Source organism: Candidatus Odyssella thessalonicensis L13 (assembly GCF_000190415.1).
Classification (GTDB): domain Bacteria; phylum Pseudomonadota; class Alphaproteobacteria; order Paracaedibacterales; family Paracaedibacteraceae; genus Paracaedibacter; species Paracaedibacter thessalonicensis.
The window spans coordinates 635,782-660,978 of sequence record NZ_AEWF01000001.1; the positions used below are offsets into that span (position 1 = coordinate 635,782).

The following is a 25,197-nucleotide window of genomic DNA, read 5'->3' on the forward strand; positions in this document are numbered from 1 at the left end:
AAAAACTTAAATTTTAATATTAGTTAATATTTGAAGTTTTAGCTTGAATAATACAAACAACTTTCTATGATCATAGGATTGTTAGGAATCATCTTGAGATCTGAGAGCGTTGAAGGGGCTATCTTTCTCATGCTTCAGAGGTGATATCTACAAAACAGATATCCTGTACCAATTAGTAACAGTAATTAAGCTTAAGAGCAGCCTCGTGGTTGATGGCTTTACTGTTAACCTTAAAATTGTACAGCATCTTAACTGTTAGTCCCGCCGGCATCTCTACCTGTACGCCACCTCCCACCACAAAGGTATGACGGTTTAAGGTATCGCCGCGGGTAAAGAAAGCTGTAGCAGAATCAGCAAACTTTGACCATTGCTTATTGCGCCCCATGCTGGTACTGAAATCATATTGGACTTGAAATAAAGGTGACCACGTTCCCTTCTCCCAGACAATTTTTTGAGAGAATACGGTCCCGATCCGCGTAAACACATAGGTTGAATTCTGACCTTTCACCGTTAAGTTCATGCTGCTGGCACCACGCTCGGTATAGCGTTTGTAGTGACTCTTAAAGGTGCTCACACTTATAAAGGGCTGAATGTCCAGACCGTCTGTTTTTATCTCCATCCCTGTGGTCAGTTGCATCCCCCCTTCGATACCATTGATATTGCCTTTGGCCTTACGGCGGATATTCGAAAACCGCAAATAGCGCTTTGAGTTCATGCGGTCAAAGCCTCCCAGCACAATGCCTTCTAAGAAATATTGCTGCTTTGTCCAATAGCCTGAAAGCCCCATAATATAGTGATCAGTTCTAACTTTTCCTTGGTCTTTGGCCCATTCTAAAGCGGTTTGGCCATATCCGAATGTTACTCCTAATCCCCAATTATCCTGCAGCGGCAGATGGATCCCTGTTAATACAGCGCCGGCATCAGAGTTATAGCCTAAGTATTCTTTCTGCATACGCTGACGTTGCAGGTTAGCAAAGCCGGCCACCCATAAGGGTAACGCCTGCCCCGAAGCAGTTAATACAGGGCTATCAAAGTTGATAAAATTAGGGGAGATATCCCTCTTCTCAGACGACAGTAACAGCGATTTATGAGTCGAGGTCGGAACGTGCACTACATCCTGCAGCGTTTGAAATTTAGGCTGACGCGGGCACAAGGGCAAAGGCTTGCTGTGCATGGAAATCAAGTCCGCTGCTTGGCGGTATAGATTATGATTAGCAATCGCTAGCGAATGATTGCGGAAAACATGCATCTGGCTGAGAGCATCAATCAGATCAGCGTTAGAAAGAGGATTTAGATTGGTAAAAATGGTTTCCAAATCGCTTAATGGAGAAGCTGGCGTATGCTGAAGGTCATAGCCCACTCGTCCTTCATTGGTATCAGGGTCAATTAATTCACTATATCCTAATATTGGCGCCAGAAGATGCAGTTGAACCTCATGCAGCAGCATATCATATTGCACGATGGCTTTCATTTGATAGCCTACAGAGGGTATGACATCTATAATACCACCATTATTGATGGTAAGGCCGGTACCGGCTCGAACAATTGTGTATGTGTCGCCAGCTTTATAGGTGCCTGCTAGGTCTGGAATTAAGCGAACATATCCTCTGTTAATAGTCGCACCATTTGTAACATTAATCAGGTTAGCATCTTGCGGCAATGTACCCTTAGTCGTAAATTCTGCATTTATATAGCCACCGTCGTTTAAAGTGAAACTCGAAACGTTAAATGTTCCAATTGAATTGCCGGCATGAATGATACCACCATTTCTCACCACAACTTGCTGGTTAGTTGTGCCCAGTCCACCAACAATCCCCCCAGTGCTAACATTTATGATACCTGCATAGATACCATTAACATTTAGCCGCCCCTGGTTAATATATAAGTTACCTGTATGGGTATGATTACCAGTTAACGTAAGCGTTCCTGGACCATCTTTACTTATATCGCCTACGCCTGAGAAGGTCTTAAACGTAGTAAAATTAGAGGTCGCAGTGACCTTTAAAGAGGCCAAATTGTTAACCATAACATTAGTTCCGGGTAAACTTCTTACCTCTACACTCAGACTGCCATTCCCAATTACTGTTGTACCGTTGAAAGCAGTATTATTACCGCTTAAGGTCAATTCTGCTGACCCAAGCTTGCTCAGAACCCCATTTCCCGAGATATTATAGCTAAAAGTCCCCTTTACCGTTTGATTAAAATTAACTGTCCCATTATTTGTCAGATTGCCACGAATACTGGTGGTATTTCCCGTTAAAGTGCCTGTTGTAACTGTGGTCGTACCCTGATAGGTATTTACTCCAGTTAGTGCCAAAGTTTTTCCTGCACCGGCATTTATTATCAAGTCTCCGTTGCCTGTAAGAACGCCATTAAAAGTTGAATCATCCGTAGTACCATCATTCTTACCGAAGGTTAAATTATGGCCATTTAATTCGATCTGGCTACCTGCTTCACCATCCATACGCGTATAAACGGTGTTCCGTTCAAGACTGATGACACTATTGGTATACCCTACTGCTGCTGGATTGCTGGGATTGATATTAATTTTATTTGCATCTATTTTGCGAATAACATGGTTGTAGGAATCGGCAATATATAGGGAACCGTCAGCATCCTGCACCATACCACTAGGACCATCAAATAAAGCGGTGGCGCCACTACCGTTAACCAGTCCCGAATTAGGGACGCGAGCCGATCTATCGGCATCCAATCCACCAGCAATAATATCGCCAGTTGAGTCATTTTGAACTTTAATAAGAAAGTTAACATTTGCATCTGTAAAATAAGCCGTACCGTAAGGATCGATGACTATCCCCGCCGGCTGAGATAAAGGGATCTGGATAGGAACATTAGCACCAACCAAGGAGGTTACATTTCCTCCAGTAACTATGCGAAAATAGCAATGGCCGCGATCCCCGACATAGACCTTATCCCCAGCCGCATTCAAAGCAACAGACATGTTGTATTGAAATCTTGGTCCATTTTGAGGTCCATCTGTGGCATCACTCATGGTGGTTGAAACAGTACCCGCAAAGGTCGTCACTTGGTTTGTTGAGGGGTTAATGCTTCTTATTCTCGCCATATCGGCAACATAAATAGTACCATCGGGGCCAGTAGCCATCCCCATAGGCCAAGTAAAGGTTGCTCCTGCGGCGGCACCATCCGTGTAACCTGAACTCCCGGTGCCAGCATAATCACTTGTTTGAAAGCCATTACCGGGATCAACAAGACGAATACGATCATTGTTAGTATCGGCTACCAAAAGTCGACCGTCATTCATCACAGTTATTCCTTGAGGCATATTGAATTGGGCACTGCCTCCTGGACCATTGGTATGTCCTGGCGTACCTGTTCCTGCCACCGTCGCTACGTAGCGCGTATTTAAGTCCAATCGCCTAACAGCAGAATTGATAAAACCATTCATAAAACCCTGGCCTTGAGTAATATAAATATATCCCCCTCCATCATAGGCGAGCCCCCATGGATTGGCCAGCTGGGCAGCAGCACCTGTTCCATCCACTAACCCAGCAGTCCCACTACCAGCAAAGGTAGTGACGATATTCCAAGGCGTGAGTGATGTATTGGCCCAAACACAGGAATGCATCAGCAATCCTATAGTTATTGAGCAACTGATTGAATAAGCGCTAGAAGTCTTATTAGAAGCCATAAAAATGCCTTAATCATAGAAATAAATATTGCGTCTTCTTTTATTTTATATAATTTTTTAATAAAATTTTAATATTTTAAATTGGTTAATTTTTAACTGGGCATTATTATACAGAAGAGCAAGATAAGTCATATATTATTGGCCTAATAAAAAACTTAGACAGAAATAAATGATTGAGCACCTGAAATGCATATCTAGGGAATGAATATAAAACAATAAATAAAATCATCGCACGCGCTTATAGCTAGCGGACAAACCAGCAACAAAGAGTTTCCTAGTAATTTTTAAAATAGTCCCCATATATAAGGTGTTACAATCGTAGTCTCTAGCAGGAGAAAAGCATGAATAAGGCAACTTATAAGATAAGCTTCAAAGAGTCCCTAAGCTTCTCATGGTCAATTTTATGGAGAAGCTTATCAATGGCTCTGGATGTGAGTGCAATCTTACTTAGTCTCGGTATAGCTGCAGTTTTCCTCTTTGGGGTACTGTGTGCCGTGAATGGTACACCTTCCTCTTTTTTTGCTTTTCTTAGTCACCATAATATCTTGGCAAATGACTTTAATCTTTTTAAAGATCATCCCTTAACAATGTTTATTGCGACCATTGCCCTTATTACCTATGGCACATTTTATGCCTCCCGAGAGGTGATAAAGAGAAAGAATTACAAGCGATTTCTGTTGGCGCAGGCTTTACATCCTAGAAATCTTCTAAAGATTTCTCTGGGCGTCGCTATCATATGGAGCATCATCAATTGGGGTGCACAGAAAATAACTGGCTATAATTTGTGGACTTTACAATGGGAAGGATTTTGGATAAGCGACCTGCTGATTCCTGCAGTTTTCCTTATTATTGCTGCTGCATATTATATGCTGATCATTAATAAAGGATCATTTGGCCGTAATTTGCCTCCCGTACCGCAGCAATAAGCGCTGTTAAGTACAAGCTAGTATAAAGTATGGAAATGGCCAGAAAGCAACCTTTATTCATTGTCTGGTCTCCTTAAGAGTCACTTATAGAAATCTACCTATTTAGAACTATATGATAGTTTAGGAAGAATATAAATTAATGGAGAAAGTCACAATGTTGGCAGATTATTACAAAATAAATATGTTAGAGGCATTTAAGGTTACCTGGTCCATCACCTGGAGAAGTTTATTCTTTGCTATAGGCTTGGGAATAATCTTAATGGGAGTGTTTTTTGTAAGTATGCTCATCTCCGGCCTAATCGCTTGGGGAACAGGAACCCTCTCTAATTTAGAGGCTCTTCTTGCCCTTAGAAAATCTTTTTTTGCGGACTATCCAATAATTGAAGGCATATTAAACTTTGCCCTAGGTCTATTTGTAACATTTAATTGCTTAAAAAGTGTTGTTCAGCATGTCCATTTCAAAGGGTTTAAGTTTAGCGAGATGATAAAGCCTGCTACAATCTTTAAGGTAACGGTTATTCATACTATCCTTATCTCTCTTATCGACGCAGGTATAATAGTCTACTCATTCTTCTATTCACCGTCGTTAATGCAGCAATGGTATTCTATAGTAGGTATAAGCTTACTCAATTACAGCCTGGCAAGTTGTTATTATATGTTTATCATTAACAAAGGGGTCGGCAGCATTCACTTGCCCACCATTAAAAGCGAGCATGACCCAGCTCTACCTTACGAGCACGCATAGCAATAATGCTCGTTACTCTGTAGCTAAAAGTTGAGGCGAGCATCATAATCGCTGTGCCTTACCCATAAAAAAAGCCGACAATGAGTCGGCTTTTGCCATTATAGTAGTTCTCTACTTTAGTGAGAAGCAAACCATTGCGCCACATAGGTCTAGAAATAGGCACTTCGTTCACTCCCCCACTTTTCAATTTCTTCCCCACCAAACGTCCCGCTTGGAAACTGTGGAGCCCCGGCTATTTCATAGCCATCCCCTTTAATAAAGTCGTGTCCTAAAGTCACAATATTCCTACTTTAAAAACAAGCAAGCTAAAGCTTATACTCAGACCCACCACCCAATAATCCTGCGACTAAAAAAAATTGGAGGTAATTTATGCTATTTCCCCGCAATTTTATTGATCCAGGTGTTGATTTCACCTGCAAAACATCCCATATTGAGAGCAATGATAAAACTCTTTGAACTCTACTCGTAATTATGGCAACAATGACAAAAGTAACTGTGCTTCCGAACACCACTCTGAATCCACATATTTCTACCGCGCGCGACGTTTTAACCAATGAAGCCGAAGCCCTGAGAGAAATGGCGAGTCATCTTGACTATCCCTTTGCAGACGTGGTCGACCTCTTGCTCTCTATTAAAGGTCGCATTATCACCACTGGTATGGGTAAAAGTGGTCATATCGCCCGCAAGATTGCCGCCACCTTTGCCTCAACCGGGCAACCTTCTTTCTTTGTTCATCCTGCTGAAGCGAATCATGGGGATATGGGCATGATTACCACTCAGGATGCGGTTATTGCCTTGTCAAACTCGGGGGAGACCGGTGAATTAGCCAACATAATTGAATTTACCCATAGGTTTAATATTCCTTTAGTTGGTATTACCCGCAACTCCGAAAGTACACTTCATAAATTATCAACCCATCCTATCTGTTTACCGCGCTATCCTGAAGCGTGTCCTATGGGGTTGGCACCCACCACCTCGACCACGATGATGCTAGCTCTAGGAGATGCGCTCGCAGTTGCCCTATTAAATGCGCGGGGCTTTACTGCAGCCGATTTTAAGACTTTTCATCCCGGGGGCTCACTGGGCGGAAAACTGAGAAAAGTCAAAGAATGCATGCATACAGATAAGCGTTTACCTCTGGTCAAAGCCACTGACAGTATGAGCCAAGTCTTAATCACAATGTCTGAAAAAGGCTTTGGCTGCGCAGGGGTCATAAATTCTCAAGAGGAACTTATAGGCGTGATCACTGATGGTGACCTACGCCGGCATATGCAAGCAAACTTACTGGATAAAACAGCAGACGAAATAATGACGTCTTCGCCGTTGACAATTACAGCTGATACCTTAATGACTGATGCGTTAGCGTTAATGAATCATAAAAGGATTACATCTTTATTCATCGTAGTAGATAATAAACCTATCGGCATAATCCATGTGCATGATTTCCTACGTGTTGGCATTCAATAACTTTTAATGTGAAGATTGGTAATGATAAACTCGAAACAGAATAAACGGCGCAGCAAGCTGAAGTATATCTTGCCCACCCTTACGCTACTGTTGATTGTCATCATTGCTTATTGGCCCCACATTCATCGGTGGATCAGCCCGCCCCCACCTCCAAAAATTGTTCCTAATTTACCCCCCGTCTCTTTAGAAAAACCCAAAGAATCTGTTGTTAATGAGGCCCGCGAGATCCATTTCGATGGTGTCGACAAAAGCAATCAACCTTACACATTGACAGCCGAGCAAGGTACCGAGTTTAAGGAAGGCACCATAGAGCTAATTAATCCTAAGCTTCAGTTAAGGCTTAATTCAGGTCAATCCGTAGCCTTGATAGCTGATAAAGCCGTTTTCTATAAAGAGCAGCAAAAGATTGAGCTAATTAATCATGTCAAGCTGACTCATACAACAGGTTATGAGTTTATCACTGAAAAAGCTTGGCTTGATATGACAAGTTCGACCGCCTTTGGTCATGAACCGATTAGTGGCAAAGGACCACAAGGTAAAATCTTTGCCAAAAAAGGATTTAAGCTAACCGATAAAGGTGAAAAGATTTCCTTTATGGGACGTCCTGAATTACTGATAGAAAAGGAGAGCAATTAAATGTTAAATCTAACCACCCTTTTATTGTTTATCTCTCCCACCTATGCCGCTATTGAAAGCAAGCCAGCCATTCGGATTATCGCAGATGAAATGGAATGCGACCAACAAAGCAGTGTTTGCACCGCTAATGGCAATGCTTTTGCTGAACAACCTGAAGATCCAGACAAACGGACGATAAGGGCAGAAAAATTTGTAGCTCATTTTTCTAAAGATCGTAACGACGCAAAATTAAGCCAAGGTCAGGCAGGAAAAAATGATCTCAAGACCCTGGAAGCTTATGGTCATGTCGTACTTACTAATAAAGATAGTGTTATCCGTTGTGATAAAGCAATTTATGATCACGCCACTGAAACGGTCGAATTGTTTGATAATGTTAAAATAACTAACGACCAAAATCAATTAAACGGATCCTATGGTCATGCAGATTTGAAAACTAAAAAATATCGTGTTACCAATAAAAACAGCCAAGTTGAAGGGCTTTTTATCAACTCGCCTAAGAAAGATAAATAATGAGCACCCAGAAAGAACTCGAACAATTTCCTGGCCTGTGGGCAGAGATGCTGGGAAAATCTTATCAAAAACGCCCCATTCTTAGGGGTGTAAGTATCTATGTCCGCCGCGGTGAAGCTGTTGGACTTTTAGGTCCGAATGGGGCTGGGAAAACCACCTGTTTCTCGATTATGTGCGGTCTTATTCACCCTGACACCGGCTCTATCTTATTAGATGGCGTGGATATAACTCATATGCCCATGTATCGCCGTTCCCGCCTGGGGATCGGATATCTTCCTCAAGAGACCTCAATATTCAAAGGCCTTACTGTTGAGCAGAATATCCGCGCCGTGGCAGAGCTCTTTGTGGAGGATTCAAATGAACAACTTATGCTGGTCGAACGCTTAATGGAAGAATTTTCGGTGACGCATTTACGACAATCGCCGGCGGTAGCCTTATCGGGCGGTGAACGTAGGCGCGTTGAAATTGCACGAGCTTTGGCAGCTGCGCCTCAATTTCTACTGCTAGATGAACCCCTCGCTGGAATCGACCCTATAGCCGTTAACGAAATCAGAGAGTTAATATTTCATTTAAAAGAAAGAAATATTGGTGTTTTAATTACAGATCACAATGTAAGAGAGACTTTAGAAATTGTGGATCGGGCTTACATCTTGCATAATGGGCAGGTTTTGCTTGGGGGAACACCAGAAGAAATTATTTCTTCAAAAGATGTACGTCGCGTTTACCTTGGAGAAAGGTTTTCTATGTAAACTGAGTATATGAAGACTCAGTTACATACACATCTAAAACAAGCGCAGCAGCTTAACTTATCGCCGCAGATGCAGCAATCCTTAAAGATTCTGCAGTTGAGCACGATTGAGATCCGAGAGCTGATTGATCAAAGCTTGCTAGACAATCCCTTTCTAGAGCAAGAATCGGGTCACGTTTCCTTATCCTATGAGGAAAATCACGATGGTAATGACAATCCCTATACCAGCTACTGGAAAGAGCAGCAATCGCGGTCAGACGACTCTGATATGGTGTATGATACGAATGCGCAACCAAGGGACTTAAAAAAAGAGTTATGTGAACAATTCTTTATTGCCACACCCCTACCCCATTTAAGGGAGGTTGGCACCCATTTAATTGATTTAATTAATGAGGATGGCTATCTAGTTTTATCAGAAGATGATCATTTGTCGCAAAAATTTGACCGCCAGACAATGGAACAAGCAATTAACATTATTCATACTCTTGCCCCCGTGGGCATTGGTGCGCGTAGCCTAGCTGAATGTTTGATGCTCCAGCTTAAGGACCAGGATTTATATGATCCCATTTATGAAGCCATTCTGAATAATATCTATCTCTTGACAGAAAAAAGTCCTGCTGCCTTGGCAATGCGGTGCGGCATTAGCCTTGATACGCTGCGGGAAAGGCTGAATGTTATAAAGTCATTAAATCCAAAGCCCGGGTCAGAGTTCACCGCCCAAGACCCCATCAATTACGTTACCCCTGATCTTTTATTTATTAAATATGAGGGTAGATGGATGGCAGAACTTAACAAGGAAGCTTATCCACGCTTGACGATAGATGAAAAATCATTCTTTAATATTGCGGAAAAATGTAAAGCAATGGATGAGAAGATCTATATTAACAAGCAGATCTCCTCGGCGCAGTGGCTGGTTAAAAGCTTAGAGCAGCGAGCAATAACAATGCTGAAAGTTGCCCATGCGATTATTCGCCATCAAGAAAAGTTTTTAACACGGGGCCATCACCACTTAGTTCCCTTGAAATTAAAAGATATTGCCCGTGAGATTGATGCGCATGAGAGCACGGTTAGCCGCGCTGTTACCGGTAAATATGCGGCGACTCCCTTTGGCGTTATTGAGCTTAAGTCTTTCTTCTCCACAGCCTTGAATGACAGCCAACCGACTGTTTCTAATAAAACCATTCAAACTCAGATCAAGAAATTGATTGATATGGAGCCCAAATCAGCGCCCCTATCTGATGATCAATTGGTAACTACTTTAAAGAGTATGGGCATAAATATTGCTCGCCGCACTGTGACCAAATATCGCGAAGCCTTGCAAATTCCCTCATCTTATGAGAGAAAAAAAATGGCGAGGGCCATTAATTTTTAATGAAATCAGATTATATTATTAAGTGATATACAAGGAATGGAGGCCTAAATGGAGATAATAATTACTGGAAAGCACCTTGAAATGGGTGATAGCCTCAAAGCACACATTGAAAAAGCAGTTACCGACATGGTTAAAAAGCATTTCGGTGATGTTTTAGAAGCGCATGTCAATTTATCTAAAACCCCAGCCCACAATTTTGAAACCGATCTATCTTTTCACATTAGTCGCCATTTCGCTGTCAGAACGAAAGCAGAGGATTCTGACCCCTATCGCTGTTTTGACCACGCTTTGGAAAAGATGTATAAGCGTACTCATAAATATCGTGAACGCCTGCGTGATACTAAGCGTCATGAAAGTGCAGTTGAAAAGGAACACCTTCCTGCCTTGACCTATGTTTTAAATGCTGAGGCTGAAGACACCAATCAAGATAACACCCCCATTATTATTGCAGAGATGAATTCCGTAGTACCAACTGTCTCTGTTAGTGATGCGGTTATGCATATGGACTTAATGGATCAGCCAGCCATGATGTTTAAGAATGTTAATTCTGGCCGCATGAATGTGGTATTTCGCCGTCAAGATGGCAACATTGGCTGGATTGACCCTAGCTAAGTTTATCCCCTTTTAAAGGAGCGCTAAGGCTCCTTTTTATGGGTATAGATCGTCTCAGTCAAGAAGTTCAGCCTGAATAAGAGGTCCCTCGATTCATTCTCCAGGCGTGTCTATGATGCCAATTGAGAACATGAAGTCTATTATTTTAAAATTACTAACATTTGTGTTCCACACACTCCGTTCAACGGCACGCGCTAATCTTTCAGCATTTTGAGTTTTCAGTCTTATGAGCGGGTCAAAGCTTATCCAACATTCTGCAAAAGAAAATATCAGGTCTCGAAGGGCAGCTGTGCGTTACCACTGCATGGAATATAAAGATTCCCTTACGCCTTTCTAGTCCTAGGGTGGCTTTTGGCTCACTCTATATACTTAGATAAAAACGTAAGGGATCATCATGGAAGTAAGAATATTATCAATTTGGTCCCTGTATAGCTGCAACTTTAGGGGATGTGGCAGGAGCATTAAGAACGGAAAGATCAATATCCTTTAAGGGGCCTAAAATAACATCATTTGTTTTATTGTAAACCATAACGCAGACGATTTTTGCTGTAATATCGCTTACAAGCCGTATGGCTATATTTGCTGGGATCCCATATGCTTGACAACCGCTATTGAGTGCAAAGACAGTCAATTTATAAGAACCGGCACCTAATATAGCTGCTGAGGATTGCGCTGTAATCTGGATATAATTTACTAATATTTGCGTAAACGTCTGATGGGCGGAGCTAAATAAAGATTTAAAAAAGGTATTATTGGAAGGTTGCCCTAACTCTTGAGGTACAGCATATGGCACTTCTGACTGTTTGCACGGATCAATACAAGTGTTATCACTATTATTGATACAAGCGTCATCACTATTACTGTCACCTGGCAGTAAGACAAATTCATCCATAAAATCTTGCAAATCTTCAGGACTGATCTGAATCGACCCGTCCATAAGTTTTAAGCTTTCCCCCAATCCCTTAAGCTTTTCAAGTTGCTCACAATTAAGATTGATTGATAAATTTATCTCCTCAGAGGTATCTGTTCTACTAAAGCTTTCAAGCCTTACATTTTCTGTGTTGGTGGGTCCAGCGTCAGTAGCATACGTTAAATTAGCAATCAATAGGGAACAGAGAAAAACTTTTATTGTTTTCATTCCAAGTAAAGTTTGTCGATTCATTTTGTAAATTTTCCCTCTTGTCTTGGTCAAGCTCATGAAGGCTGGCTAAGTTATTATTAGAAACACTCCATGAGCCAGCGTTGTATTATGCAGCAGCAGCCACGGTTTCGGGTGACAGTTTTGTAAAACCGTCTAACTCGTTTTCAAGCTCTTCAAATTTATAGGCAGAATCAGACTTATCCGTAAGAACATCTTGCTTCCATTTATAATTGCCATATAAATGTTGGCCATAATTTACGGCAACTTTAGTTGTTTTTGCTACTCCGTAAGCAACAACCTGACTGGCCGTTACCATAACCGGCAGAGCTAAAGCTCCCACTGCTGAACCATACGTCATTCCATATACTAAAGCTTGCTTCTGCGCCATCACATACAGCGGATTAAAAACGCTGGGAAAAGGGATACAGGGAGCCGCAAACTTTTGGAACAATACATTAGCCACATGGGGACCATAAATATTACCTAGTAAGCTACCAATACCCGACACTGTGCCGTATTTCAGAGCAACTCCACTTACATAACTGATTACCGCGCTTTTAATTCCTTCCTGAGACGGAGCAGCAGCAGTTGGGTTAGAGGGTGCGACAGTCACCAATTGTGTGGTTAAGTTTGTTACCCCCTTTGGGGTCTCTTCCGTTAAAGATTCCGCGCCTATGCCATTGCTAGCTGTAAGTGATGCTACCGATACTAATAACATCGGCATAAAGTGCTTATACCTGGTGGTCTTTCTCATTGATTTTCCTCCTCGATTATGTTGTTTTCTGAGAGTGTTGAGACCTATTTTCCAAGGCCACATTAGGAAGTGGCTGTCTTAATCACAAAGTGAAAAGCCCCATAAATTTCTCACCTACAACCCTCCTTTAAAATCGTTTTCACATTTATAAGAAGGCTAGCTGAGACTCGCTTTTTTCGGGATAATTGCATCTATTTGTTTGTCTTGTAAATTTTATACTTTTATGGGAACCTTCTTCCTTTTACTACTCCGCTGTTCCAGCAAATAACTATTCAGGCTCTACCTTCCACTCTTTTAACTCATCAGTAGAGACAGCTAAATTTTTTCATAGATTGATAATATTTTTATTGAAAATAAGACTATTATTACTGTAAAATTAAAGCAATTTTTATTAAGTAGGGGAAATAAAAAGATGATTAAAAATATTTTTTTGGCGATGTTGGGGCTTATTATTAGTATAAACTCAAGTGGCGCCCAAGAGGTGGGTTCCTCTGCCGCTCAGGATATTCTTTATAAAGAAAATCTTATGAGCCGCCAAGATCTTGACACTGCCTTAGAAGTTGTTGCCAGCTCACAGAATTCTGAAACGGATAAGGTAATTCTATCGAAGGTATTAGAAAGATACTATTTATATGGTTTTTATCCTTTAAAAATTTTGAATACACCTGCTAGCCTTGTCTTAGAGAATTTTGTTTATCAGCATGCAAAAGATAACTATCTTATCGCTGAGCTTTTACCCCTCTTTAATGGGTACTTTGACAAGCTTTTTCACTCCCAACGGTCGCAAGACTCGATACAAGATTTGGTAAGGACAGAAAAATTTAAGCAGATTGACTATGGCAGTCTGGATAAAATCTATAAAGACACTGCTTTCGATAAGTACTATCACCATCTTATGCTTCCCTTTCAAGCTCGCCATCGCACTCGTGAACTTTTAGGCCACTTTATTAAGAGAATTGGCCAAAGATTATTGAGCAGGAATGCCATCAAATCGATGTATTTTACTTACCTATACCTAAGTGAGGTGTCTCCAAACTTTAGAGCAGAAGAAGAGTATCTCTTTTATCCAGCTCGAGCCGGCTTTGCTCATGCCCAGTATGCATTAGCATATGCCCTTTATTATGATTATCTGCGCAGCCGTCCCGAAGATCAGACCGAGGAGCGTAGAGAAATAATTAAGTGTTGGGTAGCAAAAGCTGCCGCACAAGGGATGTCGGAAGCTCAAGACACACAAGTCTTGCTTAATGAGAAGGGGTTTTCAGCAACAGTTAAATTTGTCGAAATTCCAATTCCGTAAATGATAAAAGAGGCATTCCGATTTAAAAGTAGACAGATAAAACTTTCTATTCATCAGCCACTAGGGCAGTAGACAATTTGTCAAAGGTCTATTTATCATCTCGCTGCCGACCAACTGTGGACACATACCTAATCAGCCATCGATGTTTACCGATGACTGATTTGTTTGTGTAACCATAGATTCTTTAATAATGGCTCTGAAGACCTTTGTCCGGTTATTCAATACCGTAGCGCGTAGCTGAATACTTTATCATTTCTTCCGCTGGACTAGAGGCTTGGCGATAAAGCTTTAGCGTTGCCATCTTGCTATCCGTGGAAGCATTATAAATGCGCTGCATATATCCATAGCGTTGCAACTCTTGTCCTAAGACTGATTCTTCAGTTTCGCTTAGAATACCATAATTATAGAAATTTGTTTGCACGATCGGATTTTGAGTCAGATTATTAGCAATATTTGCTACTGTAAGGGAATGCTCTGGGGATTGGCGAATGAATTCTTCAGCAGCTGAACGATAAGCTGGGTTTTTCATTGCCTGCTTAAATGATTTTAAAACATCCCCCTGCATCTCCCATCGATTTTGGATCTTATTGATCACCTCATCTGCTAACATTTCGATTAATGTTGTGCCACCACCCTGCATATCCAGGCCATCGGTCATCCAACTATAACGGGAAGATTTCAGGGCTTGCAAAGCAGGATTCTCGGCAACCTCTGCTAAGGCGGCGTGGGCGGGCACGGCCATCGAAATTCCAAAAAGAAGGCCAGAGATAAATAATGTTTTCATTTTATCCTCCATAGATGTTGGATGTTACAGTTCTTAATATAGAATAAGAAGTTAACATTCCCTTAACAGCAGGTTTATATAGCTGACAATATTATTTAAGTTAGGGAGTTTGATTATGGTAATATTGCGGCAATGACTTTATTCATCATTTAACAGTGATGACTGTTGCTGAGATGTACCTTGCAATATTAAAGGATCTAACGCTTATATTTAAAAAAGATTTTATAGCGATCTGATTATCCATTTATTTGATAGTCAGAACCAATTTGAAGCATTATAGTGGACTTAGATAACAATAAATAACCTTATCTTCTGCATTGGTTTGCCACTGATGAATCTTAAATCGTTAATAAAGATATGGTTCGCCATTTTCTGGCGTATTATTCTGTACTCTTGGACTGTTTCCTTTTATTTCGTATCAATTGCAAGCTTAATCTTATTATATTGTCTTAATCACGGCCTGATTGATGATCTGCGGGGCTTAGTATTCGCCGTCTTTGGCTTGTCTTCCTCGGCTCCGATTGCTAAGTTTTCCTATGGGCGCCTTATAATCTCCGAAACCCTTAACGCTGTCTTTAACTTTCCATTGCTTTACCTGGCATTAAAACGTCTTCCCGCAATCCCTTTTAAAAATTTCTCAATTAAGTATAAATCTTTAAAGCAACCCTGGATAATCTTAGGGCCTATCAATTTTCTTTGTTATCTTGCCCTTTATTTAGGGGTATGCACCTTTCTGAGGAAAGAAAGTGAGATAGCTCAGTTTCTGCTGGCCGTTTTAATGGTTTTCACCTTTATTCCTATCGCTTTTAAAAATTGCTTAAGCCAGAATGACCGTTAACCGCTAAAGCGGCTGATTGTAAAAGAGAGGCTTTAAACAGCCTCTCTTCTTAACTAGAATTAAGCACCTTATCTTCCTTTTTCCTTCGTTGCTAGGATTCGAAATAATAAGACCCTTAGCTTTCAAGCTTTCTTATCAATAATCATCGTCGTCTGAATCCTGTAGCAGGTCATCAATGTCGGCAAATGAGTCAGATCCCCCATATCTTTTTGAAAGCTCCGCAAGTCGATCAGCGCTACTATAGGGCTGGGAGTGTCCCTGATTACTTTGGGAAGAGCCCCTATAATGGGGATTCCTGTTCACAGAGAGACCACTAGCACCTAAATCAAACAGTTCATGCTCCTCACTGGCTGGAGGCTGAATTTCTGGTCTTCTTGCAAACGACAAGAATTGCACCGCATCTTGGCGTCAATATTAGGGATATCATTTTTAATAGTTACCAGCTTACCCCAGTGAGTATAAATTGCCGTTCCAACCTCCCAAGATAAAGGCAAGAAAACAGTATCAGGGGTAGGTGCAATATAGGGGTTTCTATAAGTTTTTAATTTCTTCTGTTCTTTTCAGAAATCGCAGAGTTATCTTATGAACTTTAATGGAAAGAGAGGCCTAAGCCTCTCTTATGCCCACTTCACAGGAGGAAAGCAGGAATGGGTTATTACTTTTTGCAGCTCTGATCCGTTTCTGATCCCGGAATTTTAGCATATTGGGTGGTACGGCGCCATTCTGAGGTCCGTCCAAATAGCTTAACACCGACGTAACCGCGCAGATTTAATTGATTCTCATTAACCATTTCAATACTACCGTTGTAGGTTTTACCTTCTTTGGGATCGCGAACGGTTCCATCTTCCCATGTATTGACATCAGCGGATTTAAAACCTTTGACAATTTCCAAACCAATTGTTGGCACGTTGGTTTCAGCATCAACTTTTGGTTTACCGTCGCGGCATTTTTCCTTCAAATCGACAATTTTACCACAAAGCTCCTCACCACACTTATAAATCTGAACTTTGGCATCATTATCCTTTGTTAACCAATAACCCTCAGGATTAAACGCAGCACATGCTAAGCCCGGCATAAGAAGTGATAATAGGGCAAACTTTTTCATCTTTCCCTCCATAATTTTTAAAGCACAGTCATTAATTAAAATAGTTTATCTATTTAAAAAGGCGACCGTAAATTGATAAAACAATAAAAAACCCGGGGTCAACCCGGGTTTTTCCTAGCAAGCAATAATGCTTAGAATTTATAATTGAACTGAGCAGCGATCAGATCAACATGGTTCTTAACGCGACCATTCAGAGTCCCTTTTACAGGATCTGTTAGATTAATCTTGCCCTTTTTAAAGAACTCATGACCATAGCTCAAGGTCATAGACATTTTTGGCCCAACGCTGTAGGTGGCACCGACGGCAACCCAGTGCTTATCGCAATCTGGAATGCTGGCAACACGGGTGGCATCGCGAGATGGCGCATTATCAAATGCATAACCAGCCCGAACAGACCAACTGTCATTGATTTTATAGTTACCACCAACGCTGTAGAACCAGGAGTTTTTCCATCTTAAAGGAATAACATCCTGAGCTGTTCCATTCGTATTGGTAAAGCTGGTGACTGTAATGTTTTTGACAATATTCCAGTGGGTATAGATCACATCCACATAGGCTGTCAACTTGCTGGTCAGATCATAAGAGGTACTTAAAGTGGTAATTGCTGGGAAATAAACTTTTGCTTTGGCCGCAAAGTTATCAACAAGAATTCCGGTTAAGGTTCCAATTTCACCTTGGCCGGTAATGTTGCAATCCATTTTAGATTTATAAGATAAACCGACTTTCCAAGCTTTAGTAATCTGAGCAAAGATGCCAGCCATCCAGCCCATGGACCAGTTATTGCCATTAACACGGCTGTAAAGCGTCCCCGGTAAGCCGAGAGGAGAAATAGTAACCTTTCGTGCCAGCTCAACGGTTGTATATTGTAATTGCAAGCCTGTTCCAACACTTAGCCAATCAACCAATTTAAGAGCTAAAGAAGGAGTCAGGTTCATTGCTCTCATCTCAGCGCGTGTAGAATGAGCTTTGGTGATTGAATTGTTACCATAATTGAATTTTAGACCAAAAGGCGCATGGACCATCATCCCCAGCTTAAGACGCTCATGGGCGTTGGCAACAACACCAAAAGATGGAACGGCTACCTTTTTAGCAGCATTACGCGAGGTCCCACTCTCATTCAACTGATTCTTACCACTAAACTTAGTCACGCCAAATACGCCAGTTAAGCTACCGGAAACTTGATGGGTGTTATTTTGAATCATGGCGGCTGGGTTAGCATAAATGGCTAAAGGATCATCCATAACACCGCTACCGGCATTGGCCATACCTTGGGTCCAGGCATTTTGCAACTTGACACCATAGCCGCTTGCCATGGCGGAAGATGCTGCAAAAACAGTGCTAAGAGCAAAGATAACTTTTGAACTCTTTGAAATCATTCTCAATTTCCTAGTTGGTTTAATCATACATTATAACTTTATGTAAAATTTTTGTTAATTTAAAGTCGGTTTTTACTGAAATCGTATTTTTTTATCGACCTGTTGCAAAAAAACCTTTGTCATTTAAAAATGCTTATGCTATACAATAAATATGTGATCCCCGATAGCTCAGTCGGTAGAGCAAGTGGCTGTTAACCACTGGGTCGGCGGTTCGAGTCCGTCTCGGGGAGCCACATTTTAGAAATCAATTTCCTCCTCACCTATTTATAATCCTTCAAAATAAAGTCTCTGACGACAGATACCACCTTTAGCTTTGATTGCTTACAGGCTATCAATGTTCATTATCACGTGCTTCGGGAATTGCGGGGAGGCGGGCTAAATTTTAAAGAATTAGGCATTACCCTTTCTTAAGAAAGGACTTTTTAGAGAGATATTCAGAGGAATTTATAGCCCCCTTCTCTCTTCCTTAGATCTGCCTCAGACTTACAGATAACATTAGCCCTGCTAACAAGAGCTAACGACCTGGCTGGCCGCATCTAAAACTTAAATTGTTGGCCGCATAGCAACCAACAATTTAAATGCACGCCTTGTCAAATCATCTTTTATAAACTAGGCATTTACAATGCTTACTTCTTGAGGTGTCAGCTTCGTTTTGAGTTCCTCGTCTAGAAACAGCACTTCACACCCCGACCGTAAGAAAAGACTGTCCAGTTGGAACCACTTGCAAAGTTTCTCTTTGAGATATGTGCTTTGTCCCACTAATTCTTCACTTAAATTACTAACAGCATCTAGTCGGGCTAATAAAGCTACAATCCAAGCTATATCATAGTGATGTGTAGTTTCTAAAAGTAGTCGATTAAACTGTTCCGATTTCATTTTATCAACAGCAGCCCACAGGCTCTCATCATTCTTTAAACCATCTAAATTATCCCGATTAATCTCTATTAAGCGGATTAATTCCATCGCTTCTCGAGCCAATAACCGTGGAACATCTTTCTCGCGCCTTAAGATTTTACTCTCAGGAATTGGAGCAAACAGGCAGTAGGTATGGTAAAAAAGAGACCGCAGATCGGCCATACCAGCCTCCTCTGGCTTTAAAAAGGTTACTTCCTGACCGGCGTGATTTAAAACTCTACCAAATAAAACATGAGTCATTCCAAAGGGCAATACCGGCAAAGCGAAACTTTCAGGTTCAAAACGAGCATCAAAGCCATAATGGGTAAGCTGCCGACCGACAAAGTGACTTGATTTCGCCATTCTGCTGTAGCCAATATTACTCCCCCAAAGGTTATAGACCCCATCACTCAGTTCTTCAGATTTAGTAACCCCTGCACAATAAACGGTTAAATTCTCCAAATAGTCATGCAGCCTGCGATCTTTGTCCTCAATAATAATGGCCCCCCGATTAAACTTGTCACCTTGTTGCCAGGATAATTCTACCAGGGCCCAAACAATACTAACAAACGTCTCCACCCGCGCTTGCAGGGGCAAGTATAGTGAATCCTCCGCATTTGCGGTAAAGGCTCCTGAGATCCAACTACACAGATTGGTCAGTGTTAAGCCGTTTTTAAAATAGTAAATGTTATGCTTATTATAGTCCTTAAATACAGCTAATTCATGCTGATCAGCCTCAGGCCGCCCCGCGAGTATTTCACTCAGCTTTTGTCGCCCCTTTGCCGTTAGGACTTGCAAGTCTTGGGGCGTTAGGGTGTAAGCATGGCCAAATTTGTAATTTGAAAGACAGCCAGGCGCACTTGCGTCCAAATCATACAATCCCGCCGCAAGTCCAGTTTGAGATTCAAAGCGCGGCTCCATTGCCTCTGCTATCTGGAAAGAAAGCAAACCGCAGGTTATAACCATATGACAAAGATGTTTTACGGATATCATTTACATATATTCCTGGAGAATTAGTTAATAAATGATATCTAGCCTGAGAAGAATCGACAATAAATAATTTAGTAAAATTAAATTATAATTTATATAAAATCTTAACAGTAAGTTGATTTTTTATTAATTTTTCCTATTTCTTATAATGTAAGAGGGAGGTTAAAATGACAAATTTTTCTGGAAATGATAAGCATCCAATGGATTGTAAATGTCCTTGGAAGATGTGTTTCTGCCACATTCATTCAACTTGGCTCGCCTTTATGGGATTAATGGTCCTAAATTTTGGCTTTCTGTATGTCATCCACAAAGTTGTGATGCATTTCGCTGGCAGTCACGCTCACGCCGAGGCAATATTCTTTGGAGTCACCGCCTTTATTGGTGCGGCTATAATGATCTATCATAGGAAATGTAGCTGTTGTTGCCACAGTTCCTGTGATAAATAAATTGATTTCAGCCTCTCGGCGCATGTTTTGCAAGAATGCGTTGCAGCGTGCGCCGATGCATTCTTAATCGTCTGGCTGTTTCTGACACATTATTGCCACATTCACTAAAGACCCGTTGAATATGTTCCCACTTAACGCGATCCGGGGACATAGGATCTTCTGGTAAAGCTAGTTCTGATCCTTCACGCTGACGCAATGCATTATCAATCATATCCGCATCGGCAGGCTTAGTTAGGTAATCGACCGCTCCATGCTTAATCGCTGCGACTGCGGTGGCAATATTACCATAGCCTGTCAACATAACAATCCGCATATTATCATTAGCAGCCTTTAATAGATTCACTAAGTCAAGACCATAGCCATCACCTAATTTCATATCCACAATCGCGAACTCAAAGCTATGATCTGATAAGATAAGTTTGGCTTCTTCTAAACTTCCTGCCAAGCTAACAGTGTAACCTCGACGCCCCATAACCCGCCCGAGTTGCTCACGAAGGGGTTGATCATCATCAATAATGATAAGCGACGCATTATTGGCCAGGGTTTTCATGGGTTACCTCTACTGCTTTACGGGGCAGATTAATTTCGCACACTGCTCCGTTTTTATTGTAAAAATACATCATACCGCCCTTTTTTTCTATTAGAGTCTGTGCGATAAAAAGTCCCAACCCCAAATGAATGCCATCGGTTGCGTCTTTGCGAGACGATACATACGGCTGCCCTATACGTGCTAGCACAAATTCAGGGAATCCCGGACCATCGTCGGCAATCTTAAGGGTCAGTTTTTCCTGTGACCACCCACAGGTGACAAGGACTTGAGCATCAGCAAATTGCAAAGCATTAGCAATCACATTTCCCAGGGCATGCTGCAGCTCTGGACTCAAATTAATAAGCGGTGCTTCCGCTGCGCAAATAATGCGAATATGTTTACCAGGCGGCACGCCATGATTGTTGATAATGACGTTCAAAGCAGCTTCAAGGGGCAACATCTTAAACGGCAACACATGATCTTCCCTGAAGTTGCGCGACAATCCTTGAAGAATTTCACGACAGCGGGTCGTCTGGTCATCAAGCGTCTGGATATCCTCTTTAAGGTGATCGGGCAACAACGTCTCTTTTTTCATTTCACGGATTACCAATATCACGGTCGTTAATGGAGATCCAAGTTCATGAGCAGCAGCAGCGGCCAGCGCCCCCAGAGAGGCTAATTTCTGCTCGCGCGCTAATGCTAACTCCGTTACTTGCAAAGCCTGCATGGTTTTCAGGTGATCCGAGGCAACTTTACTCACATAAATAGCAATAAAAATCATCGCACAACTTATGGCCACCAAAACCGCAAAACGTAGCAATTCAGGAAGAACCAACCCCGCTTCAAACCAGGGCAACGGGAAGGCAGAAGTATACAAGGTTACGGTCGCCAATAAACCAAACAAGGTTACAACCGTGGCATCACGACGTCGGGCAAACCCGGCAGCAATGATGACGGGCGCCAATAAAAATACAGCAAAGGGATTATTCAATCCTCCCGTTACATAGAGCAAGGCTGCAAGCTGACCAATATCGTAGATAAGATAATAACAAAGCTGGCTGGCCGGGATTTTAGGCTTAACCCGATGAGTTAGAGTTAAAACAAAGTTCACCATAACAGACAACCCAATAAGCGACCAGGTCAGCACTTTGGGATAACGTATATGGAATCCGTGATCAATTAACAAAAGCGTCGCCGATTGTCCCGCCAGAGCAATCCATCGCAGACTAACCAATAATGCAAAAGAGATACCTGCCCTTAAATGCGACACTGAATAACTTTGCACACTGATTTCCCTATGGTATGGTTTAAGTTAACTTATGGTAACAAACTTAAAGAGAAATCACATGAATTTTCGTTTACTGCGTCTTAGTATTCTGGGGTTAGCAGTCGGTTTGGGTGCCTTTGGCAGCATTGCTTATTATATAAAGCACCAAGCGATCAATTTTAATCAGGACATCCAGCGTCAACTTCCTGAACTCGGAGGCCCTTTCACCTTGACCGATCAGTTTGGCGCAATTCGCACGGACGACGAGTTTCGTGGTAAATATATGCTCATCTACTTTGGTTATACCTTTTGTCCCGATGTTTGCCCCCTTGGTTTACGGAATATTAGCAATGCTTTACAGCATCTTGGCCGAGATCTTGACCAAGTCGTCCCTATTTTTATAACCATCGATCCGGAGCGTGATGACACTGAAGCCTTAAAAAGTTATGCCTCCACTATTCATTCTTCGTTTGTTCTCTTAACAGGAACTCCCCGGGAACTAGAAACAGTTTTTAGGGCTTATAATGTCTATGCAGCTAAGGCAAGACCCGATGGCACCATGGCTGATTATCTGATGGATCATAGTTCTTTAATTTATCTTATGAACCGGGAAGGTAAATTGGTTGACTTTTTCCCTCATACCGCTACCCCACAAGAAATCGCAAAAAAATTCATCAGCATCTTATTCATGAGAAAAGAGCTCCTAACCCGAAAGAATAAGACGGCGCTTATGGTCAAGTTTTTAAAACGAAATTGAAGTAAAATGTACAAGCTCCTCATTTCTCTCTTAACTGTAACCTGTAGTTGGTCCCACGCTGATCTTGAAAGCTATGTTAACAGCCACCTACCTCTGGTCGGCAGCAATGTTCGTCGCATTCACTGGCAGGGACAACATTACTGGATTAAAGTTGCGGATCCGCGTAAAGGCTGGACTTCATGTTGGGGGCGAAAGCTTAGCTCAGTTATTGTTCCGGACAAGATTATTGCCCCTACGGATGTTTGTCAGAATGAGATCCTGGAAACAGAAGCACGTCGATTAAGGGAATGTGAACAGAGACAAGGGGCATGTGCACGCCTTATTTTAGCAACTAAACACTATATTGTCGTCAGTGACGCCGGTATCAGCTTCGAGACCTTTATCCAAAACCTTCCTTTAGAGCAACGCCTTGCCTATTTGGAAAAAGGGCTTCAAGCTATTCTTGACCTTCATAAGCACTACCTTGTGCAAGGTCGAGCCAGCATCAAAGACTTAACCATTAATGAGAATAAAGCTATTTCATTTATTGATCTAGCGGAGGACCCCGAAGCATCCATGGGTTTTGAGGAAGCACGAACGCGGGATCTTATCGCCTATTTCATGACATCCGTGAAGGTTCTTGAGGGTGATGAAAAACTACAAAATCAATACGCTGACCTATTTAATGATTCTATTCCTTTAGAACTCAGACCTCTGTTCACACGACTTATGCGTAAAACGGCGTGGTTAAGCACAATAGCTCACTTTATTGAAGACTGGGGCGGCAAAGATATTAAAAGTTTTGCCACAGCGCATCGCCTGCTAAAGCCTTATTTTCTGAATTAGGTAGCTTTAAAGCTCGTAGCAGCTTAGTTTAAATGGATTTCCTTTTATACGCGAGTCATCTATTGCTGCTCTAAGACCTTATAAAAATATTATTAGCTTGGTACAAGCGTTGGAACATTGAATATTTTTTACATGTGGCAAGTTTGTCGCCTTTGTCCTAATCTGTCTAATTTAAATATCTTCTCAGAGTATGCTGTAATAAATTTTACTTGCAATATCAAAGTTTTATACTTAAATAAGGCATGTATCTCTGAGATGACTCCTAAGTAGGAGAAGTGTTATTAGGTTTATCTTTATTTTTTAGATCCCTGAATGAGCTTTAAATAAATTTATCATTTAGAAAAAGTCTCATGCTCTAAAACAGGACCATCCAGATTTTTAGTATAAATAATAGAATCTTAGCCAAGTGAAGATTCACCATTTACTTTTAAGGAATATAATATGATCAAGAAAGCAGGATTAATTTTATCCATTATCTGCTCTACAGCATTTTCTATGGAAACTTCAACTTCCGCCCCTCAGCCGCATACACTGCAAGATTTAAGGCGCATTGCACACTATTATGGTGCCCCTATTCAGGAGTCAGATCCAACGGTTACAAGCATTATCGATACTATGAAAACGGCAAATGTTTACGAGAATGTGATCGCTTGTTTAGAAAGCGGCAAAGAGCTGTTAGAGATGGCAATAAGCTTAGAAAAAAGCGCTCAACAGAAAGGATGTACTTTATGGTGGCGGTATACCAATTCAATTGAAGCCGACATTGCTACAGGCAACAATAAAAGCTTTGCCCGCACTCTCCTCGCTGGTTTTATCAATGATGGAAGCCAACACTTTAAAGCCGGGGTTTTTGGTTTTAACACGGCATGTACCTATGTTTATTGGGCAAATGCTCATTATTTTAAGTATGGTTACTTACCTGATTATTTGAAGGTTATCACCGAGGCAGAAGAGTTTGTTACCAACCATGCAATCAATATCGACACTAGCGCCTTAAAGAGTACAAAGTCTCAAGTCCACCGTTTTATTAAGAAACAAGTATTGGATTTCAATAAAATTAATGAATTCCACATAAATAGCCGTCCTCTTAAGAGCACGTTTGCGCTTATCGAAGAGTTAGTTCAAACACATAGTGAAGCGACAAGAAAGCAAAGTGCTAAATTATATGCAACTCGCTCAAATTTATCCGAATTAGCAGCTCGAGAAATTAATGGGGCTATCAACGGGGCTCTGGTTGCCCTCCCTCTTACCGATGCGGAAGAAACAATCTTACTGCGAGACTCTCATAATAAGGAAGTCCTCTCCTACGAGGAGGGAGTGAAAGGTCATGGAGAATATTTCCATCCGCGCTTGACAACCAGTCAATTATCGAAATTTTATGAAAATGGCCGCTTAGTCGACGTTTATTCTCAAGGCAGGCTGCTGGACCCGGAGCATGTCAAAGAAAGCTTTGAGCAGCAGCTTGAGCGCCTTACCCATAAATAGGAAAAAGCCACCTCGTCATTATG

25 protein-coding genes and 1 tRNA gene are annotated in these 25,197 nt (G+C 41.5%); 15 read left to right on the top strand and 11 right to left on the bottom strand.

Annotated elements, in window-relative coordinates; all coding sequences use genetic code 11:
- Positions 1-172: 172 nt before the first annotated feature.
- The gene (locus tag HMO_RS0103040; protein ID WP_029448282.1) at positions 173-3,607 is read right to left on the bottom strand and encodes an autotransporter domain-containing protein; all 3,435 of its coding nucleotides are present in this window, start codon (positions 3,605-3,607) and stop codon (positions 173-175) included.
- Between the two features lie 404 nt (positions 3,608-4,011).
- Between HMO_RS0103040 and HMO_RS0103045 the strand changes: the two genes are divergently transcribed.
- Together HMO_RS0103045 and HMO_RS0103050 are read left to right on the top strand one after the other, a co-directional pair.
- Positions 4,012-4,596 carry a hypothetical protein gene (locus tag HMO_RS0103045; RefSeq protein ID WP_010298571.1) on the top strand — a complete coding sequence of 195 codons (585 nt, stop codon included), beginning with the start codon at positions 4,012-4,014 and terminating at the stop codon, positions 4,594-4,596.
- A 139-nt stretch (positions 4,597-4,735) separates the two neighbouring features.
- Positions 4,736-5,341 carry a hypothetical protein gene (locus tag HMO_RS0103050; protein ID WP_010298573.1) on the top strand — a complete coding sequence of 202 codons (606 nt, stop codon included), beginning with the start codon at positions 4,736-4,738 and terminating at the stop codon, positions 5,339-5,341.
- A gap of 149 nt (positions 5,342-5,490) precedes the next feature.
- Here HMO_RS0103050 and HMO_RS17495 read toward each other — a convergent pair whose 3' ends face one another.
- Positions 5,491-5,619, bottom strand: coding sequence for a hypothetical protein (locus HMO_RS17495; protein ID WP_010298574.1), 129 nt, complete (start codon positions 5,617-5,619; stop codon positions 5,491-5,493).
- A 202-nt stretch (positions 5,620-5,821) separates the two neighbouring features.
- Here HMO_RS17495 and HMO_RS0103065 point away from each other — a divergent pair, with 202 nt between their 5' ends.
- The 6 genes from HMO_RS0103065 to hpf are packed head-to-tail and all read left to right on the top strand — an operon-like array spanning position 5,822 to position 10,686.
- Positions 5,822-6,808 (top strand): KpsF/GutQ family sugar-phosphate isomerase, encoded by a 987-nt coding sequence (locus tag HMO_RS0103065; protein WP_010298576.1) that lies wholly within the window; start codon positions 5,822-5,824, stop codon positions 6,806-6,808.
- Positions 6,809-6,829: 21 nt separating this feature from the next.
- Entirely contained in the window at positions 6,830-7,444 is a 615-nt protein-coding gene (gene lptC, locus HMO_RS0103070) for an LPS export ABC transporter periplasmic protein LptC (protein WP_010298578.1), read from the top strand.
- Positions 7,445-7,954, top strand: coding sequence for an LptA/OstA family protein (locus HMO_RS0103075; RefSeq protein ID WP_010298580.1), 510 nt, complete (start codon positions 7,445-7,447; stop codon positions 7,952-7,954).
- Positions 7,954-8,703 carry an LPS export ABC transporter ATP-binding protein gene (lptB, locus tag HMO_RS15170; protein WP_010298582.1) on the top strand — a complete coding sequence of 250 codons (750 nt, stop codon included), beginning with the start codon at positions 7,954-7,956 and terminating at the stop codon, positions 8,701-8,703. Before HMO_RS0103075 ends, lptB begins: the two co-directional genes overlap by 1 nt.
- Positions 8,704-8,712: 9 nt before the next feature.
- Positions 8,713-10,074 carry an RNA polymerase factor sigma-54 gene (gene rpoN, locus HMO_RS0103085; protein ID WP_010298584.1) on the top strand — a complete coding sequence of 454 codons (1,362 nt, stop codon included), beginning with the start codon at positions 8,713-8,715 and terminating at the stop codon, positions 10,072-10,074.
- A gap of 48 nt (positions 10,075-10,122) precedes the next feature.
- Entirely contained in the window at positions 10,123-10,686 is a 564-nt protein-coding gene (hpf, locus tag HMO_RS0103090) for a ribosome hibernation-promoting factor, HPF/YfiA family (RefSeq protein ID WP_010298586.1), read from the top strand.
- A 412-nt stretch (positions 10,687-11,098) separates the two neighbouring features.
- On the opposite strand, the gene HMO_RS0103095 is transcribed toward hpf, so the two are convergent.
- Positions 11,099-11,848, bottom strand: a complete 750-nt coding sequence (locus HMO_RS0103095) for a hypothetical protein (protein WP_010298588.1) — start codon at positions 11,846-11,848, stop codon at positions 11,099-11,101.
- 85 nt (positions 11,849-11,933) lie between these two features.
- Positions 11,934-12,581: a hypothetical protein gene (locus tag HMO_RS0103100; protein ID WP_010298590.1), complete on the bottom strand. Its 648-nt coding sequence runs from the start codon at positions 12,579-12,581 to the stop codon at positions 11,934-11,936.
- A gap of 412 nt (positions 12,582-12,993) precedes the next feature.
- Here HMO_RS0103100 and HMO_RS0103105 point away from each other — a divergent pair, with 412 nt between their 5' ends.
- On the top strand, positions 12,994-13,878 hold the full coding sequence (locus HMO_RS0103105; protein ID WP_010298592.1) for an SEL1-like repeat protein: 885 nt from the start codon (positions 12,994-12,996) through the stop codon (positions 13,876-13,878).
- Positions 13,879-14,092: 214 nt separating this feature from the next.
- Here HMO_RS0103105 and HMO_RS0103110 read toward each other — a convergent pair whose 3' ends face one another.
- Positions 14,093-14,662, bottom strand: a complete 570-nt coding sequence (locus HMO_RS0103110; protein WP_010298593.1) for a hypothetical protein — start codon at positions 14,660-14,662, stop codon at positions 14,093-14,095.
- Positions 14,663-14,993: 331 nt separating this feature from the next.
- Between HMO_RS0103110 and HMO_RS0103115 the strand changes: the two genes are divergently transcribed.
- Positions 14,994-15,500, top strand: a complete 507-nt coding sequence (locus HMO_RS0103115; RefSeq protein WP_010298594.1) for a hypothetical protein — start codon at positions 14,994-14,996, stop codon at positions 15,498-15,500.
- 135 nt (positions 15,501-15,635) lie between these two features.
- On the opposite strand, the gene HMO_RS0103120 is transcribed toward HMO_RS0103115, so the two are convergent.
- From HMO_RS0103120 to HMO_RS0103130, 3 genes are all read right to left on the bottom strand, one after another.
- Positions 15,636-15,887: a hypothetical protein gene (locus tag HMO_RS0103120; RefSeq protein ID WP_139016810.1), complete on the bottom strand. Its 252-nt coding sequence runs from the start codon at positions 15,885-15,887 to the stop codon at positions 15,636-15,638.
- A gap of 268 nt (positions 15,888-16,155) precedes the next feature.
- Positions 16,156-16,605 (bottom strand): DUF2147 domain-containing protein, encoded by a 450-nt coding sequence (locus tag HMO_RS13600; protein WP_010298595.1) that lies wholly within the window; start codon positions 16,603-16,605, stop codon positions 16,156-16,158.
- A 131-nt stretch (positions 16,606-16,736) separates the two neighbouring features.
- Positions 16,737-17,981: an OmpP1/FadL family transporter gene (locus HMO_RS0103130; RefSeq protein ID WP_010298596.1), complete on the bottom strand. Its 1,245-nt coding sequence runs from the start codon at positions 17,979-17,981 to the stop codon at positions 16,737-16,739.
- A 157-nt stretch (positions 17,982-18,138) separates the two neighbouring features.
- Here HMO_RS0103130 and HMO_RS0103135 point away from each other — a divergent pair.
- Positions 18,139-18,214, top strand: a tRNA-Asn gene (locus HMO_RS0103135).
- 376 nt (positions 18,215-18,590) lie between these two features.
- On the opposite strand, the gene HMO_RS0103140 is transcribed toward HMO_RS0103135, so the two are convergent.
- A complete protein-coding gene (locus HMO_RS0103140; protein ID WP_010298597.1) occupies positions 18,591-19,868 on the bottom strand; it encodes a hypothetical protein in 1,278 nt (425 codons plus the stop codon).
- A 164-nt stretch (positions 19,869-20,032) separates the two neighbouring features.
- Here HMO_RS0103140 and HMO_RS16730 point away from each other — a divergent pair, with 164 nt between their 5' ends.
- Complete coding sequence (locus HMO_RS16730) at positions 20,033-20,311, top strand: hypothetical protein (RefSeq protein WP_139016811.1); 279 nt, start codon at positions 20,033-20,035, stop codon at positions 20,309-20,311.
- 7 nt (positions 20,312-20,318) lie between these two features.
- Here HMO_RS16730 and HMO_RS0103150 read toward each other — a convergent pair whose 3' ends face one another.
- Positions 20,319-20,861 (bottom strand): ActR/PrrA/RegA family redox response regulator transcription factor, encoded by a 543-nt coding sequence (locus tag HMO_RS0103150; RefSeq protein ID WP_010298599.1) that lies wholly within the window; start codon positions 20,859-20,861, stop codon positions 20,319-20,321.
- Positions 20,842-22,125, bottom strand: coding sequence for an ActS/PrrB/RegB family redox-sensitive histidine kinase (locus tag HMO_RS13605; protein WP_010298600.1), 1,284 nt, complete (start codon positions 22,123-22,125; stop codon positions 20,842-20,844). Before HMO_RS13605 ends, HMO_RS0103150 begins: the two co-directional genes overlap by 20 nt.
- A gap of 61 nt (positions 22,126-22,186) precedes the next feature.
- On the opposite strand from HMO_RS13605, the gene HMO_RS13610 reads away from it, so the two are divergent.
- The 3 genes from HMO_RS13610 (at position 22,187) to HMO_RS0103170 (ending at position 25,174) form a co-directional block, all read left to right on the top strand.
- On the top strand, positions 22,187-22,864 hold the full coding sequence (locus HMO_RS13610) for an SCO family protein (RefSeq protein ID WP_010298602.1): 678 nt from the start codon (positions 22,187-22,189) through the stop codon (positions 22,862-22,864).
- Between the two features lie 6 nt (positions 22,865-22,870).
- On the top strand, positions 22,871-23,689 hold the full coding sequence (locus HMO_RS0103165) for a hypothetical protein (protein WP_010298604.1): 819 nt from the start codon (positions 22,871-22,873) through the stop codon (positions 23,687-23,689).
- A gap of 441 nt (positions 23,690-24,130) precedes the next feature.
- The gene (locus HMO_RS0103170) at positions 24,131-25,174 is read left to right on the top strand and encodes a hypothetical protein (RefSeq protein WP_010298606.1); all 1,044 of its coding nucleotides are present in this window, start codon (positions 24,131-24,133) and stop codon (positions 25,172-25,174) included.
- Positions 25,175-25,197: the final 23 nt, after the last annotated feature.

Excerpts from the sequence above, each read along its gene's own strand:
- rpoN (WP_010298584.1), top strand. The coding sequence starts at position 8,713 with ATGAAGACTCAGTTACATACACATCTAAAACAAGCGCAGCAGCTTAAC.
- HMO_RS0103095 (WP_010298588.1), bottom strand. The coding sequence starts at position 11,848 with ATGAATCGACAAACTTTACTTGGAATGAAAACAATAAAAGTTTTTCTC.
- lptB (WP_010298582.1), top strand. The coding sequence starts at position 7,954 with ATGAGCACCCAGAAAGAACTCGAACAATTTCCTGGCCTGTGGGCAGAG.
- hpf (WP_010298586.1), top strand. The coding sequence starts at position 10,123 with ATGGAGATAATAATTACTGGAAAGCACCTTGAAATGGGTGATAGCCTC.
- HMO_RS0103110 (WP_010298593.1), bottom strand. The coding sequence starts at position 14,662 with ATGAAAACATTATTTATCTCTGGCCTTCTTTTTGGAATTTCGATGGCC.
- lptC (WP_010298578.1), top strand. The coding sequence starts at position 6,830 with ATGATAAACTCGAAACAGAATAAACGGCGCAGCAAGCTGAAGTATATC.
- HMO_RS0103165 (WP_010298604.1), top strand. The coding sequence starts at position 22,871 with ATGTACAAGCTCCTCATTTCTCTCTTAACTGTAACCTGTAGTTGGTCC.
- HMO_RS0103140 (WP_010298597.1), bottom strand. The coding sequence starts at position 19,868 with ATGATATCCGTAAAACATCTTTGTCATATGGTTATAACCTGCGGTTTG.
- HMO_RS0103100 (WP_010298590.1), bottom strand. The coding sequence starts at position 12,581 with ATGAGAAAGACCACCAGGTATAAGCACTTTATGCCGATGTTATTAGTA.
- HMO_RS0103130 (WP_010298596.1), bottom strand. The coding sequence starts at position 17,981 with ATGATTTCAAAGAGTTCAAAAGTTATCTTTGCTCTTAGCACTGTTTTT.
- HMO_RS0103050 (WP_010298573.1), top strand. The coding sequence starts at position 4,736 with ATGGAGAAAGTCACAATGTTGGCAGATTATTACAAAATAAATATGTTA.
- HMO_RS0103105 (WP_010298592.1), top strand. The coding sequence starts at position 12,994 with ATGATTAAAAATATTTTTTTGGCGATGTTGGGGCTTATTATTAGTATA.
- HMO_RS16730 (WP_139016811.1), top strand. The coding sequence starts at position 20,033 with ATGACAAATTTTTCTGGAAATGATAAGCATCCAATGGATTGTAAATGT.
- HMO_RS0103045 (WP_010298571.1), top strand. The coding sequence starts at position 4,012 with ATGAATAAGGCAACTTATAAGATAAGCTTCAAAGAGTCCCTAAGCTTC.
- HMO_RS0103075 (WP_010298580.1), top strand. The coding sequence starts at position 7,445 with ATGTTAAATCTAACCACCCTTTTATTGTTTATCTCTCCCACCTATGCC.
- HMO_RS13610 (WP_010298602.1), top strand. The coding sequence starts at position 22,187 with ATGAATTTTCGTTTACTGCGTCTTAGTATTCTGGGGTTAGCAGTCGGT.
- HMO_RS0103170 (WP_010298606.1), top strand. The coding sequence starts at position 24,131 with ATGATCAAGAAAGCAGGATTAATTTTATCCATTATCTGCTCTACAGCA.
- HMO_RS0103115 (WP_010298594.1), top strand. The coding sequence starts at position 14,994 with ATGAATCTTAAATCGTTAATAAAGATATGGTTCGCCATTTTCTGGCGT.
- HMO_RS0103040 (WP_029448282.1), bottom strand. The coding sequence starts at position 3,607 with ATGCATTCCTGTGTTTGGGCCAATACATCACTCACGCCTTGGAATATC.
- HMO_RS0103065 (WP_010298576.1), top strand. The coding sequence starts at position 5,822 with ATGACAAAAGTAACTGTGCTTCCGAACACCACTCTGAATCCACATATT.
- HMO_RS0103150 (WP_010298599.1), bottom strand. The coding sequence starts at position 20,861 with ATGAAAACCCTGGCCAATAATGCGTCGCTTATCATTATTGATGATGAT.
- HMO_RS13600 (WP_010298595.1), bottom strand. The coding sequence starts at position 16,605 with ATGAAAAAGTTTGCCCTATTATCACTTCTTATGCCGGGCTTAGCATGT.